Annotated in this window: 8 protein-coding genes; all 8 read left to right on the forward strand. The window is 71.6% G+C overall.

Annotation, left to right across the window (positions count from 1 at the left end; all coding sequences use genetic code 11):
* The first annotated feature begins 87 nt into the window (after positions 1–87).
* The 8 genes from BLV72_RS28830 to BLV72_RS28865 all read left to right on the forward strand — a co-directional run bounded on the left by BLV72_RS28830 (position 88) and on the right by BLV72_RS28865 (position 12,658).
* On the forward strand, positions 88–1,026 hold the full coding sequence (locus BLV72_RS28830; RefSeq protein ID WP_093465890.1) for a dihydrodipicolinate synthase family protein: 939 nt from the start codon (positions 88–90) through the stop codon (positions 1,024–1,026).
* Positions 1,023–2,480 carry a sialate:H+ symport family MFS transporter gene (locus BLV72_RS28835; protein ID WP_093465892.1) on the forward strand — a complete coding sequence of 486 codons (1,458 nt, stop codon included), beginning with the start codon at positions 1,023–1,025 and terminating at the stop codon, positions 2,478–2,480. The genes BLV72_RS28830 and BLV72_RS28835 overlap by 4 nt, the downstream gene beginning before the upstream one ends.
* Positions 2,481–2,655: 175 nt before the next feature.
* Positions 2,656–3,813 (forward strand): CaiB/BaiF CoA transferase family protein, encoded by a 1,158-nt coding sequence (locus BLV72_RS28840; RefSeq protein ID WP_208905765.1) that lies wholly within the window; start codon positions 2,656–2,658, stop codon positions 3,811–3,813.
* Positions 3,814–3,891: 78 nt separating this feature from the next.
* Positions 3,892–5,106, forward strand: a complete 1,215-nt coding sequence (locus BLV72_RS28845; protein ID WP_093465894.1) for an acetyl-CoA C-acetyltransferase — start codon at positions 3,892–3,894, stop codon at positions 5,104–5,106.
* Positions 5,107–5,333: 227 nt separating this feature from the next.
* The gene (locus BLV72_RS28850) at positions 5,334–7,595 is read left to right on the forward strand and encodes a 3-hydroxyacyl-CoA dehydrogenase NAD-binding domain-containing protein (protein WP_093465896.1); all 2,262 of its coding nucleotides are present in this window, start codon (positions 5,334–5,336) and stop codon (positions 7,593–7,595) included.
* A 352-nt stretch (positions 7,596–7,947) separates the two neighbouring features.
* Complete coding sequence (locus BLV72_RS28855) at positions 7,948–9,792, forward strand: MBL fold metallo-hydrolase (RefSeq protein WP_244321052.1); 1,845 nt, start codon at positions 7,948–7,950, stop codon at positions 9,790–9,792.
* Complete coding sequence (locus tag BLV72_RS28860; RefSeq protein ID WP_093465898.1) at positions 9,789–11,663, forward strand: alpha-amylase family protein; 1,875 nt, start codon at positions 9,789–9,791, stop codon at positions 11,661–11,663. Before BLV72_RS28855 ends, BLV72_RS28860 begins: the two co-directional genes overlap by 4 nt.
* Positions 11,621–12,658: a LacI family DNA-binding transcriptional regulator gene (locus BLV72_RS28865; protein ID WP_093465900.1), complete on the forward strand. Its 1,038-nt coding sequence runs from the start codon at positions 11,621–11,623 to the stop codon at positions 12,656–12,658. The genes BLV72_RS28860 and BLV72_RS28865 overlap by 43 nt, the downstream gene beginning before the upstream one ends.
* Positions 12,659–13,002 lie beyond the last annotated feature (344 nt).

Consider the following 13,002-nt stretch of genomic DNA (forward strand, 5'->3'; position numbering starts at 1 on the left):
CAGCGCGATGGCACTCCGTCAGATTCGGCCCCGAACATAGGACGTCCCACGTCCTAATTGTCCCGCTATCCAGAAGGCTGGGTGTCGATGAGTCTTCCGGCTCCCCTTACCGGTGTCGTTCCGCCCCTGTGCACCCCGCTCACGCCCGCGGGCGAGGTCGATACCTCTTCCCTCGCCGCGCTCGCCGAGCGGCTGATCGACGCGGGGGTGAGCGCGCTGTTCGCGCTCGGCTCCAGCGGCGAGGCCGCCTATCTGAGCGACCGAAGCCGCGTCACGGCCCTTAAGACGGTCATCGAGACCGTGGACGGCCGGGTGCCCGTCCTCGCGGGGGCGATCGACATGACGACCGCGCGGGTCCTCGATCACGCCCGTACGGCGGCCGAGCTCGGCGCGGACGCCGTCGTGGCCACCGCGCCCTTCTACACCCGCACCCATCCCCTGGAGATCGCCGACCACTTCCGGCGGCTGCGCGACGGTGTGGACGTGCCGCTGTTCGCGTACGACATCCCGGTCTCCGTCCACTCCAAGCTGACGCCCTCGATCCTGCTTCCGCTGGCCGCCGACGCCACCCTGGCGGGGATCAAGGACAGCAGCGGGGACGACGGGGCGCTGCGGCGGGTCCTCGTCGAGGTCCGCCGTCGCGGCCTCAACGACTCCTTCACCGTGCTCACCGGCTCCGAACTGTCGGTGGACGGCGCCCTGCTGGCGGGAGCCCATGGCGTTGTCCCGGGGCTGGCCAACGTCGACCCGGCCGGGTTCGTCCGGCTGTACGAGCACGCGCGGGCGGGGCGGTGGGAGCAGGCGGCCGCCGAACAGGACCGGCTGGCCGCCCTCTTCGCCATCACCGACGCCGGGGACCCGGCGCTGATGGGCGGCAGTTCGGCGGGGCTGGGCGGTTTCAAGGCCGCGCTGCGGCTGCTGGGCGTGATCGAGTGCGCGGACACCGCCGCGCCCCAGGTGCCGCTGGGCGAGGCGGCCGTCAAGACCGTACGTCAACTCCTGGAGGAGGGAGGGCTGTTGCCGTGACCGAAGCCACCACGGTGCCCTGGTACCGAGAGGTCTCGCGGGGTCAGTGGAAGTCCATGTTCGCCGCCTGGATCGGGTATCTGCTCGATGGTTTCGACTTCGTACTGATCACGCTCGTCCTGACCGAGATAGCCGACGAATTCGATCTGAGCACGGCGTCGGCGGCGAGTTTGGTCTCGGGCGCCTTCATCACCCGCTGGCTCGGCGGGGCGGTGCTGGGGGCGCTGGGGGACCGCTACGGCCGTAAGGCCGCCATGATCGTCAGCATTCTGCTCTACTCGCTCGGCACTTTCGCCTGTGGGTTCGCCTGGAACTACATCAGCATGTTCACGGCTCGCCTAGTGATTGGCATGGGCATGGCTGGTGAGTACAGCGCCAGCGCCACCTATGTCCTGGAGAGCTGGCCCGCGCGGCTGCGCAACCGCGCCTCCGGCTTCCTCATCTCGGGCTACTCGGGCGGCACCATCCTCGCCTCCGAGCTCTACAAGTGGGTGGTGCCCCACTGGGGCTGGCGCTGGATGTTCTGGATCGGCGTGCTGCCGGTGCTGGTCGCGCTGTGGGTGCGGCGCGCGCTTCCGGAGGCCGGGGACTGGCACGAGGAGGTGGCGACGGCGAAGGCGCGGCCGAACCCCTTCGGGCCGCTGTTCGCCGGACGCTCCCGCGCGAGCGTCAACACGGCGCTGGCCGTGGCCGCGAGCGTCGCGCTGTTCCTGGTCTTCACCCCGCTGGGCGCGGGCTGGCGCCGGCCGCTGTCGCTCCTGGCGGCGGGATGCCTGATCGCCTTCGCGGCCCAGCTCGGCGGTCGGCGCCGCTGGCCGCTGTATGTGGCCCTGACCTGCACGGTCTTCTGCGCCTTCCTCTACAGCTGGCCGATCCAGGCGCTGCTGCCCACCTATCTGAAGGAGCAGCTCGGGTACACCCCGTCCGAGGTCACCGATGTGATGTTCTACGCCGGGTTCGGGACGATGGCCGGCTGCTGGCTGGCGGGGTTCGCGGGCGACTGGCTCGGCACCCGGCGTGCCTACGTCTACACCCTGCTCGCCTCGCTGGCCTTCGTCTTCCCGGTGTTCGCGGTGCAGGACACCCTGGTCGGGCTCGGCGTGCTGCTGTTCTTCCTGCTCGCGCTGAGCCAGGGGATCTCCGGCATCCTGCCGAAGTACATCGCGGGTCACTTCCCCACTCAGACGCGGGCGGCCTCGCTCGGCTTCGTCTACAACACCGGGGCGCTCGGCGGCGCGGTGGCGCCGGTGCTCGGCGCCCATCTGGCCGAGGGCATGTCCCTCGGGCGGGCGCTGGCGGTGCTCACCTTCGGGCTGACGCTGGTGGTGATCGTGCTCGTCGGCTCCGATCTGCCGCGCCGGCTGGGCCGGCTCACCGATCCGGCGGGCGACGAGGACCATCTCGTGCCCGAACAGCCGCTGTCGATGACGGGGCCGGACATGGAGAAGACCTGACCCGCAAGGCCGGTCGGCGCCACACCCGGCCCGCCGTGCTGCCGCAGGGACCAAACCCGCTTGCCGGGCAAGGGGCTTGGTTGTCCACAGGCCCAGGAGAGGGCTTGTGGAATGCGGGACGCGTTCTTAGCATCGGCGGTGTTACAGCAGTGGTGTCACACGATTGGGGGACGGCATGACGGTGGCGGCGGAGGACGGGGCGACGGCGGCCGGTCCGCTGGCCGGGGTGCGGGTGGTGGAGCTCGCCGGGATCGGGCCGGGCCCGTTCGCCGCCATGGTCCTCGCCGACCTCGGCGCCGATGTCGTCCGCGTCGACCGGCCCGGAGGCGCCGGCCTGCGGATCGATCCGGACTACGACCTCGCCAACCGCAACAAGCGCTCGGTGCTCCTCGACCTGAAGGCCGAGGGGAGCGTGGCCGCCGTGCTCGATCTCGTGGAGCGCGCCGACATCCTCATCGAGGGCTACCGCCCGGGGGTCACCGAGAAGCTGGGCCTCGGCCCGGAGGACTGCCTGGCGCGTAACCCCCGGCTGGTCTACGGCCGTATGACCGGCTGGGGGCAGGAGGGCCCGCTCGCCCGGACCGCAGGCCATGACATCGGCTATATCGCCGTTACCGGCGCCCTCAGCATGATCGGCGCCGCGGACGGCCCGCCCATCGCCCCCGCCAACCTCCTGGGGGACTACGCGGGCGGCTCGCTCTATCTCGTCATCGGCGTCCTGGCCGCCCTGCAGCACGCCCGCGCGGGCGGCCCCGGCCAGGTCGTGGACGCCGCGATCGTCGACGGCACCGCGCATCTGACCTCCGCCATCCACGGCATGATGGCCGCCGGGGGCTGGCGCGACCAGCGCGGCACCAATCTCCTCGACGGCGGCTGCCCCTTCTACGGCACCTATGAGACCGCCGATGGCGGCTATATGGCGGTCGGGCCCCTGGAGCGGAAGTTCTACGCGGAGTTCATCGAGCTGCTGGGCATCGCCGACCAGGCCCCGGCCCGCGACGACTTCGACAGCTGGGCCGCGCTGCGCGCCGCCATCGCGGACCGCTTCAAGCAGCGCGGCCGCGAGGAGTGGACCGCCGTCTTCAGCGCCTCGGACGCCTGCGTCGCCCCCGTGCTGTCGCTGCGGGAGGCCCCGGCCCATCCGCACCTCGCCGCCCGTTCCACCTTCGTCGACCACGGCGGGATCACCCAGCCCGCGCCCGCCCCGCGCTTCTCCGCCACCCCGGGCGCGGTGCGCCGCGCGCCCGTCCGGCCCGGGGCGGACACCGCCGAGGTGGCCCGCGACTGGGGAGTCACCTCACTCGTCGAGGGAAACCCGTCAGGAACGTCATGAGTGTCATGAACCCCCGTCCGCTTCCCGGCGGCCCCCTGAGCCGTCCCCGCCCGACCCCTCCCCTGAAAGGCCGCTGACGTGAGCACCGAAGCGTATGTGTACGACGCCATCCGCACCCCGCGCGGGCGCGGTAAGGCCGACGGTGCCCTGCACGGCACCAAGCCCGTCGACCTGGTGGTCGGCTTGATCCATGAGATGCGGCGGCGGTTCCCGGAGCTGGACCCGGCGGCCATCGACGACGTGGTCCTCGGCGTCGTCAGCCCGCTCGGCGACCAGGGCTCGGACATCGCCAAGATCGCGGCCATCGCGGCCGGGCTCCCGGACACGGTCGCGGGCGTCCAGGAGAACCGCTTCTGTGCCTCGGGCCTGGAGGCCGTCAACCTGGCCGCGGCCAAGATCCGTTCCGGCTGGGAGGACCTGGTGCTCGCGGGCGGTGTCGAGTCGATGTCGCGGGTGAAGATGGGCTCCGACGGCGGCGCCTGGTTCGCCGACCCGATGACCAACTACGAGACCGGTTTCGTACCGCAGGGCATCGGGGCCGACCTCATCGCCACCACCGGCGGCTACAGCCGCCATGACGTGGACAGCTTCGCCGCGCTCTCCCAGGAGCGGGCCGCGCGGGCCTGGAAGGAGGGGTACTTCGACCGCTCCGTGGTCCCGGTCCGCGACCGCAGCGGGCTGACCGTCCTCGACCGGGACGAGCACATCCGCCCCGGCACCACCGCCGAGACCCTGGCGGGCCTGAAGCCGTCGTTCGCCACCATCGGTGAGGCGGGCGGCTTCGACGCGGTGGCGCTGCAGAAGTACCACTGGATCGAGGCGATCGACCATGTGCACCACGCCGGCAACTCCTCGGGCATGGTGGACGGCGCCGCCCTGGTCGCCATCGGCAACCGCGAGGTCGGCGAGCGCTTCGGGCTGACCCCGCGCGCCCGGATCGTCTCCGCCGCCGTCTCCGGCGCCGACCCCACCATCATGCTCACCGGTCCGGCTCCCGCCACCCGTAAGGCGCTCACCAAGGCCGGGCTGACCATCGACGACATCGATCTGGTCGAGATCAACGAGGCGTTCGCGGCGGTGGTGCTGCGCTTCGTGGACGACATGGGGCTGAGCCTGGACAAGGTCAACGTCAACGGCGGCGCGATCGCGATGGGCCATCCGCTGGGCGCGACCGGCGCGATGATCCTCGGCACGGTGATCGACGAGCTGGAGCGGCGCGACGGGCGGTTCGGGCTGGTGACGCTGTGCGTGGGAGGCGGGATGGGCATCGCGACGGTGGTCGAGCGGCTCTAGGGGGTGACCGACGGATCGTGACGCCCGTGGCGGGCTGCTCCCCTCCCGCCCCTTCCCGACACCTGACGATATGCGGCTCAGCCGCGTGCGGGGCTCCGCGCCCCGGGCCCCGGGGTCCTGAGATCCGCCGGACGCCCCCGTAGAGCCGAGCGGCTCCCGGCACGCCGCCGTTCCCCCTCCTTCCCGCCCCCTCGCCGCGCCCTTCCCCTTCGCCCTGGAGACCTCAGATGAGCCACCCCACCACCGCCTCGACCATCCGCTGGGAGCAGGACGACGCGGGCGTCGTCACCCTGGTGCTCGACGACCCCGGCCAGTCCGCCAACACCATGAACGCCGCGTTCATCGACTCCCTCGACGCGATCGCCGACCGGGTCGAGGCCGAGCGGGACACCATTCGCGGCATCATCGTCACCTCCGCCAAGAAGACCTTCTTCGCCGGCGGCGACCTCAACGACCTCCTTCGGGTCGGGCCCGACCAGGCCCAGGAGATCTACGAGAAGAACCTCCGCATCAAGCGTGGGCTGCGCCGGATCGAGACCCTCGGCAAGCCCGTGGTCGCCGCGATCAACGGCGCGGCGCTCGGCGGCGGGCTGGAGATCGCGCTCTCCTGCCACCACCGCATCGCCCTCGACGCCCCCGGCTCCCGCATCGGCTTCCCCGAGGTCACCCTGGGCCTGCTCCCGGGCAGCGGAGGCGTCGTCCGTACCGTACGGCTGCTCGGCGTCACCGACGCGCTGCTCAAGTGGCTGCTCCAGGGGGCCCGGTACAGCCCCCGGCGCGCCCAGGAGGCGGGGCTGGTGCACGAGGTCGTGGCCACCCCTGAGGAGATGCTGGCCCAGGCGCGAGCCTTCATCGACGCCCACCCCGAGTCGGCACAGCCCTGGGAGGACAAGGACTACCGGATCCCGGGCGGCACCCCGGCGCAGCCGAAGTTCGCCGTCAATCTGCCCGCCTTCCCCGCCAATCTGCGCAAGCAGCTGGGCGGCGCGCCCTATCCGGCGCAGCGCAATATCCTGGCCGCCGCCGTCGAGGGGTCCCAGGTGGACTTCGAGACCGCGCAGACCATCGAGGCCCGGTACTTCACCGAGCTGGTCGTCGGCCAGACCGCCAAGAACATGATCCAGGCGTTCTTCTTCGATCTGCAGGCGGTCAACTCCGGGGCCAACCGGCCCCAGGGGATCGAGCCCGGTCAGGTCCGTAAGGTCGCGGTGCTGGGCGCCGGGATGATGGGCGCGGGCATCGCGTACGCATGCGCCAAGGCGGGCATCGAGGTCGTCCTCAAGGACGTGTCCGTGGAGGCCGCCGCCAAGGGCAAGGCGTATGCCGAGGGACTGCTGGCCAAGGCGCTCACCAAGGGCCGGACCACCGAGGCCAAGCGGGACGAGCTGCTGGCCCGGATCACCCCGACCGGCGATCTGAGCGACCTCGAGGGGTGTGACGCGGTCATCGAGGCGGTCTTCGAGGACCCGGCGCTCAAGCACAAGGTGTTCCAGGAGATCGAGGGCGTCGTCGCCCCGGACTCGCTGCTGTGCTCCAACACCTCCACCCTCCCCATCACCCTGCTCGCCGAGGGGGTGCAGCGCGCCGACGACTTCATCGGACTGCACTTCTTCTCGCCCGTCGACAAGATGCCGCTGGTCGAGATCATCAAGGGCGAGCGCACCGGCGACAAGGCGCTGGCCCGCGCCTTCGATCTGGTGCGGCAGATCAACAAGACCCCGATCGTGGTCAATGACTCCCGCGGCTTCTTCACCTCCCGCGTCATCGGCCACTTCCTCAACGAGGGCGTGGCGATGGTGGGGGAGGGCGTCGACCCGGCCTCCGTGGAACAGGCCGCGGCCCAGGCCGGATATCCGGCCAAGGTGCTCTCCCTGATGGACGAGCTGACCCTGACCCTGCCGCGCAAGATCCGCGAGGAGACGCGCCGGGCGACCGAGGAGGCGGGCGGCGCGTGGCGGCCGCATCCGGCCGACGCGGTGATCGACCGGATGGTGGAGGAGTTCGGGCGCCCCGGCCGCGGCGGCGGCGCGGGCTTCTACGACTACGACGAGTCGACCGGCAAGCGGATCCGGCTGTGGCCGGGGCTGCGGGAGCACTTCGGGCGGGGTGGGTCCGGGGGTGCCGGTGGGTCCGGTGGGTCCGGTGGGTCTGGCGGTTCCGGTGGGCCCGGTGGTTCCGGTGGTGAGGGCAACCGCATCCCCATCGAGGACATGATGGAGCGGATGCTCTTCTGCGAGGCCATCGACACGGTGCGGCTGCTGGAGGAGGGCGTGCTGACCTCCGTGGCCGACGCCAACATCGGCTCCATCCTCGGTATCGGCTTCCCCGGCTGGACGGGCGGAGTGCTGCAGTACATCAACGGCTACGAGGGCGGCGTGGCCGGTTTCGTAGCCCGTGCCCGGGAGCTGGAGGCGGCGTACGGGGAGCGGTTCGCCCCGACCGCGCTGCTGGTGGAGAAGGCGGAGCGGGGGGAACGCTTCACGGACTAGCCGTCAGCCGCGGCCCCCGGTACGTACCCGCCCAGACGCAAGGACATGGCCGCTGTTCGACAAGCGGCGTCGTGTTCGGCCAGGACGGGTTGGCGGCTGCGGCATGGCAGCGGACAGCTCCTTCCTCGTCTCTTGATGACCGTGGGTGTCCCGGGGGCATCACTGCCACCGGGCGTCCACGGTGTCCCCATTGCGATCGCAGCGCCTTCTCGCGACCCACCCGAGCGCCACGGCCCACGGCGCCCCTTTTCCGCGCGGGCCGTTGACGATGCCGACCCGCGCTGGCATCGTTCCCACATGGCATCGTTCCCATAATGCCGCGATCTGCCGTGGGTGAAAGGGAGTCACAGACGTGCGCTGGATCCAGGTCGGTCAAGACGTCTACCGCTGGGCAGACACCTGTCACGTCTACCTCCTGCGGTGCGCGGACGAGGGGGTGCTGATCGACTTCGGCTCCGGGGAGGCGCTGGACCACCTGTCCGAACTCGGGGTGGACCGGATTACCGACATCCTGGTGACCCACCACCACCGCGATCAGGTACAGGGCCTGTCACGGGCGGCGGCCCGGGGCATCCGCATCTGGGTACCGCCCGTCGAACGCCATCTGATCGACGACGTCGACGAGCACTGGCGTACCCGTCCCCTGGACAACGACTACGACGTCCGGCAGGACCGGTTCTCCTTGCTGTGGCAGGTCCCCGTCACTGGAACCGTGCCGGAGTACCGCACCCGGCGTTTCGGCGCCTTCGACGTGTGCACGCTGCCGCTTCCGGGGCACACTCCCGGCTCGGTCGGCTATCTCGTCGAACTCCACGGCCAAAGGCTCGCGTTCACCGGTGACCTGATCCATGGCGAGGGACGGGTCTGGTCCCTGGCCGCCACCCAGTGGGCCTACACGGGATTCCACCCGAACGCCGGGCTCGAGGGGGTCGCCGCGACGGTCCTGTCCTGCCGCCTGCTGCTGCGGGAGCGGCCCGACATCCTCCTGCCCTCGCACGGAGAGCCGGTCGCCGACCCGGAGGCTGCCGTGGCCCGTCTCACGCCCTTGCTGCGCGAGCTGCTCGACTCCCGGCGGCGCACCCCGTGGGATCCGGACGCGATGCTGGAGCGGCCCTGGCAGCACGTCACGCCTCATCTGCTGCGCAACACCACGAGCGTGGCCCAGTCCTACGCCCTGATCTCCGAACAGGGCGTGGCGCTCCTGCTGGACTTCGGCTACGACCTCACCACCGGGCTCCCCGGCGGGCACGACCGCTCCGCGCGGCGCCCCCTGCTCGCCTCGATCGAGGCGCTGCGCCGTCTGCACGGTGTGGACCGGGTCGAGGTGGCGCTGCCCACGCACTACCACGACGATCACGTCGCCGGGTTCAACCTGCTGCGCGAGGTGCACGGCACCGAGGTGTGGTCGCCCGGTCACATCGCCGACGTCCTGGCCGCGCCCGTCCGCTGGGACCTGCCCTGCCTGTGGTACGAGCCCATCCCGGTGGACCGTGTACTGCCCGGGGAAGGCACGTTCCGCTGGCGTGAGTACGAGATCGGCGTCCACGACCTCCCCGGGCACACCCTCTACGCCGCCGCGTACTCCTTCGCTGTCGACGGACGCCGCGTCGTGGCGACCGGCGATCAGCAGAACACCGCGTGGGACCCGGCGCGCGGCGAGCCGGAGATCCTCAACTACCAGTACCGCAACCGCTTTCGCATCGACGACTTCGCACGGAGCGCCGAGCTGTACCGGAGGTTGAGACCGGACGTCATGATCAGCGGCCACTGGCCGCCCTACGAGGTCACCGACGCCTACCTGGACATGCTGGCGGTCGAGGGCGACCGCCTGGCACGGCTGCACCGGGAGATCCTGCCGTCGGGCTTCGACGCCGGTGCGGAGGGATTCAGCGCCCGTCTCTCGCCCTACCGCTCCGTCCTGGCGCCGGGCGACACGCTGCGAGTGACCGTGGAGGCGGGAAATCCGCTGCCTCGGGCGGAAGTCGTCCGTCTCCTCCCCGTGCTGCCGCCGGGCTGGAGCGCCGAGCCCGCGGTGCGCGAGGTGAAGGTGGGCGCCGGCGAGACGGTGACGGAGACGTTCGGCATACGGATACCCCCTGATGAACAGCCTGTCCGCAGGCAGCGCCTCGCAGTTGACATGACGGTGGGTCAGGTGGCTCTCGGACAGCAGGCGGAGGCGCTGGTGAGTGTGCGATGACCAGTACGACGGGTCACCGGACCGCGGCCGTCCGTCCCGAGGTCGCACACCACCGGGACGGCACCAGCGAGGTCCGTGCCGCCCGCTGGCGGATGACCGTGGCGGCCGACGGGCTGACGGCGCTGCTGCACGCGTCCGACGGCGGCCACCCGGTCGAGCTGCAACTGGCCGGTGTGCTCGACCGTACCGACGCCGTGGACGAGACGCTGGACGCCGGACCCGCCGAATGGCACACCGAGGACGGCCGCCCGGCACTGGTGCTGCCGCGCCGCAGCACCGTCTGGCAGGAAGCGTTCACCCGGGTGCTGTGTACCGATGAGGGACCCGAGCTGACATGGGAGGTGCGGGGCCGGGGCGCGCTGCGCGATGTGCTGCCTCTCGCCGTACGTGCCGCGTTCGGTGGCCGTGGGGGAGGGCTGCGTCCCAGCGGCCACGCGTGGCACACCCTGTTCAGCCCCAATCCCGGCGCGCCCGCACGCCTGCTGCGCGGCGCGGGGGAGAGCGCGGTCATCGGCGTGGTGGGGGATGCCCGCCCCGGGCGGGGACACTGGTTCTTCACGCCCGCGCCGCTCTGCCTGGCACTCACGCAGGACCGCTTCCCCGACGCCACCGACCCGGCGCGCGCCCGTGGCACGCTGTCCTGGTGGACCGTGTCGGCCGGCGCCCCGGTGGCGGACCTGACCTTCACCCAGATGCACTACGTGCCGTCCGATGGCGGCTTCCACCTCGGACTTGACTACGAAGGGCACACCGAGGTGGACGGCTGGTACCGCACCCCCGCCGTCCTCGTCTCGCCGGGCCACGCCGACCCGTACGAGGGGCTGCGCGCCCACCGGCACTGGCTGGACAGGCGTGGCTGGGCCGCCGCGGCGCGCGGCACCGAACGGCCGGCCTGGTGGAGCGAGCCGATGTTCTGCGGGTGGGGTGCCCAGATGGGCCGCGCCCGCGAGACCGGCCTGCCGGCCCCGGAGATGAGCACGCGGGCGGAGTACGACACCCACCTGGAGAAGCTGCGCCGACACGGCCTCGACCCGGGTACGGTCGTCGTGGACGACAAGTGGCAGCTTCGGTACGGCTCCTGGGAGCCGGACCAGCGGCGCTGGCCCGATCTGCGGTCCTGGATCGACGAGCAGCACGGGCACGGCCGACGGGTGCTGCTGTGGTGGCGGGCGTGGTCCGCGGAAGGTGTGCCCGACGAGCTGTGCGTGCGCACGCCGGACGGCAGACCCGTCACCCTCGATCCCGGGCACCCCGACGCCCGTGCCTGGCTCGCCGAGAACGTCCGCCGCGTCCTCGCCCCCGACGGTCTGGGCGCCGACGGGCTCAAGGTCGATTTCACCGCCGACAGCCCCACCGGGGAATCCCTGACCGCAGGCGGGGGGCGGTGGGGCATCGCACTGCTGCACCAGTACCTCGACACTCTGTACCGGTCCGCCAAGTCGGCCAGGTCCGACGCGCTGATCGTCACGCACACCCCCCATCCCGGCTTCGCCGATGTGACGGACATGGTGCGCCTGAACGACATGCTGCGCCTGGACGATCCCGACCCGTACGCGCCGGTGGTGCCGCAGATGCGCCTGCGCGCCGCCGTGGCCGCGGCGGCCTGCCCCGGGACCCTGATCGACACCGACGACTGGTGCGCCCCCGACCTGGGACAGTGGCGCGCCTATACCCGCGTGAAGGACCAGCTCGGGGTTCCCGCCCTGTATGTCTCCAGCCATCTGGACAGGACGGGCGAGCCGCTCCAGGAACTCGACTACGCTGCGCTGCGTGAGCTGTGGAGCCGGTGGCGTGCGCGTCTCCGGGGCATGGAGAGAGGCGGGGGTCGATGGCAGGCGGCGGATCGGCGCGGGGCAAACGGTCTCGGGTAACTCTGCGCGACGTCGCCGAGTTGGCGGGTACCTCGCGTTCGACCGCGTCCCGGGCGCTGAGCGGCACCGGTTACGTCGCGGAGCACATCAAGGAGCGTGTGCAGGCGGCGGCGGACAGCCTCGGCTACGTACCCGACGTGTCCGCCCGCACCCTGAAGGGGCGCTCAAGCGGTGTGATCGGACTCCTGGTCTCCGACTTGCGCAACCAGTTCTACGCGGAGCTCGCCGCCGGGGTGGAGCACACCCTGTCGTCCGAGGGCTACCAGGTGGTGCTGGTCGACGACCACGGCAGCGCGGAGCGGGCCGTGGACGCCGCCCGTGCCTTCCTCGCGATGCGCGCCGACGGAGTCCTCATCGCCCCCGTCGGCCGGGGGGCCACCGAACTGCTTGTGGAGCACGGCATGCCGGTGACGGAGGTCGACCGCCGCTCCGGAGTGCGGGGATGCGACGTGGTCACCATTGACAGCCGGGCGGGTGCCCGCGCCGCCGTCGACCACCTCCTGGCGCTCGGGCACCGGGCCATCGGAGTCGTCGTCGACGAGACGTTCTGGGACACCGGGCGCGACCGGCTCAAGGGCTACCGTGCCGCGCTGCGCGCCGCGGGAGTGACCGCCGGGCGCCGACACGTCCTCGACCTTGGGCACACCGCTCGCCCCGCGCAGGAGGAAGTGGGGCGGTTCCTCGACTCGGAGCCCACGCTGACCGCGGTCTTCGCGGCCAACAACGTCGTGGCCGAGCTGGTGTGGCTGGAGCTGAAACGGCGGGGTGTGTCCGTGCCCGACCAGTACTCCCTCGTCTCCTTCGACGACCTGCCGTGGATGCGCATGGTGGACCCCGGCGTGACGGCGGTGCGCCAGCCGGTGTTCGCCATGGGGGAGCGTGCCGCCGGGCTGCTGCTGGAGCGGGTACGCCGTGGTGGTGGCGGTCGTAGCGTCTCCGATGTCCTGGAGCCGGAACTGGCGGTACGCGACTCCACGTCCGCGCCTCGCGGCTGAGCCCGCAGACTTCCCCCGAAGGGGGCCGCCGGCGGCCGGGACGTGTTCTCCCGCAACCGCTCATACCCCTTCGACCGCCCGACGCGGTCCGCTCACCGCGCCGGGGCGTGCCGCAGCGCCTGCCTCGCACGCTGTGCCGGGTGCCGAGGCGCGTCCTCCGCCGATGCCGCCAACGGCCCGTGGCCGTAGCGGGATAACGATGCGGGGCCTTCCGCATGATCGGTCCCTTGCGACCCGTTGACGCGCGGACGCTGTGTGGTTACGTTCTCATGTGGGATCGATGCCACATCCTGAGTCGCTCGACCAGCCTGCTGTCGCGTCAGCCTTCGATCTCCCCGTGTAGC

This window comes from Streptomyces melanosporofaciens, assembly GCF_900105695.1.
GTDB classification, from domain to species: domain Bacteria; phylum Actinomycetota; class Actinomycetes; order Streptomycetales; family Streptomycetaceae; genus Streptomyces; species Streptomyces antimycoticus.

Coding starts and splice junctions, on each gene's coding strand:
- BLV72_RS28840 (WP_208905765.1), top strand. CDS start 2,656: ATGACGGTGGCGGCGGAGGACGGGGCGACGGCGGCCGGTCCGCTGGCC.
- BLV72_RS28850 (WP_093465896.1), top strand. CDS start 5,334: ATGAGCCACCCCACCACCGCCTCGACCATCCGCTGGGAGCAGGACGAC.
- BLV72_RS28865 (WP_093465900.1), top strand. CDS start 11,621: ATGGCAGGCGGCGGATCGGCGCGGGGCAAACGGTCTCGGGTAACTCTG.
- BLV72_RS28830 (WP_093465890.1), top strand. CDS start 88: ATGAGTCTTCCGGCTCCCCTTACCGGTGTCGTTCCGCCCCTGTGCACC.
- BLV72_RS28860 (WP_093465898.1), top strand. CDS start 9,789: ATGACCAGTACGACGGGTCACCGGACCGCGGCCGTCCGTCCCGAGGTC.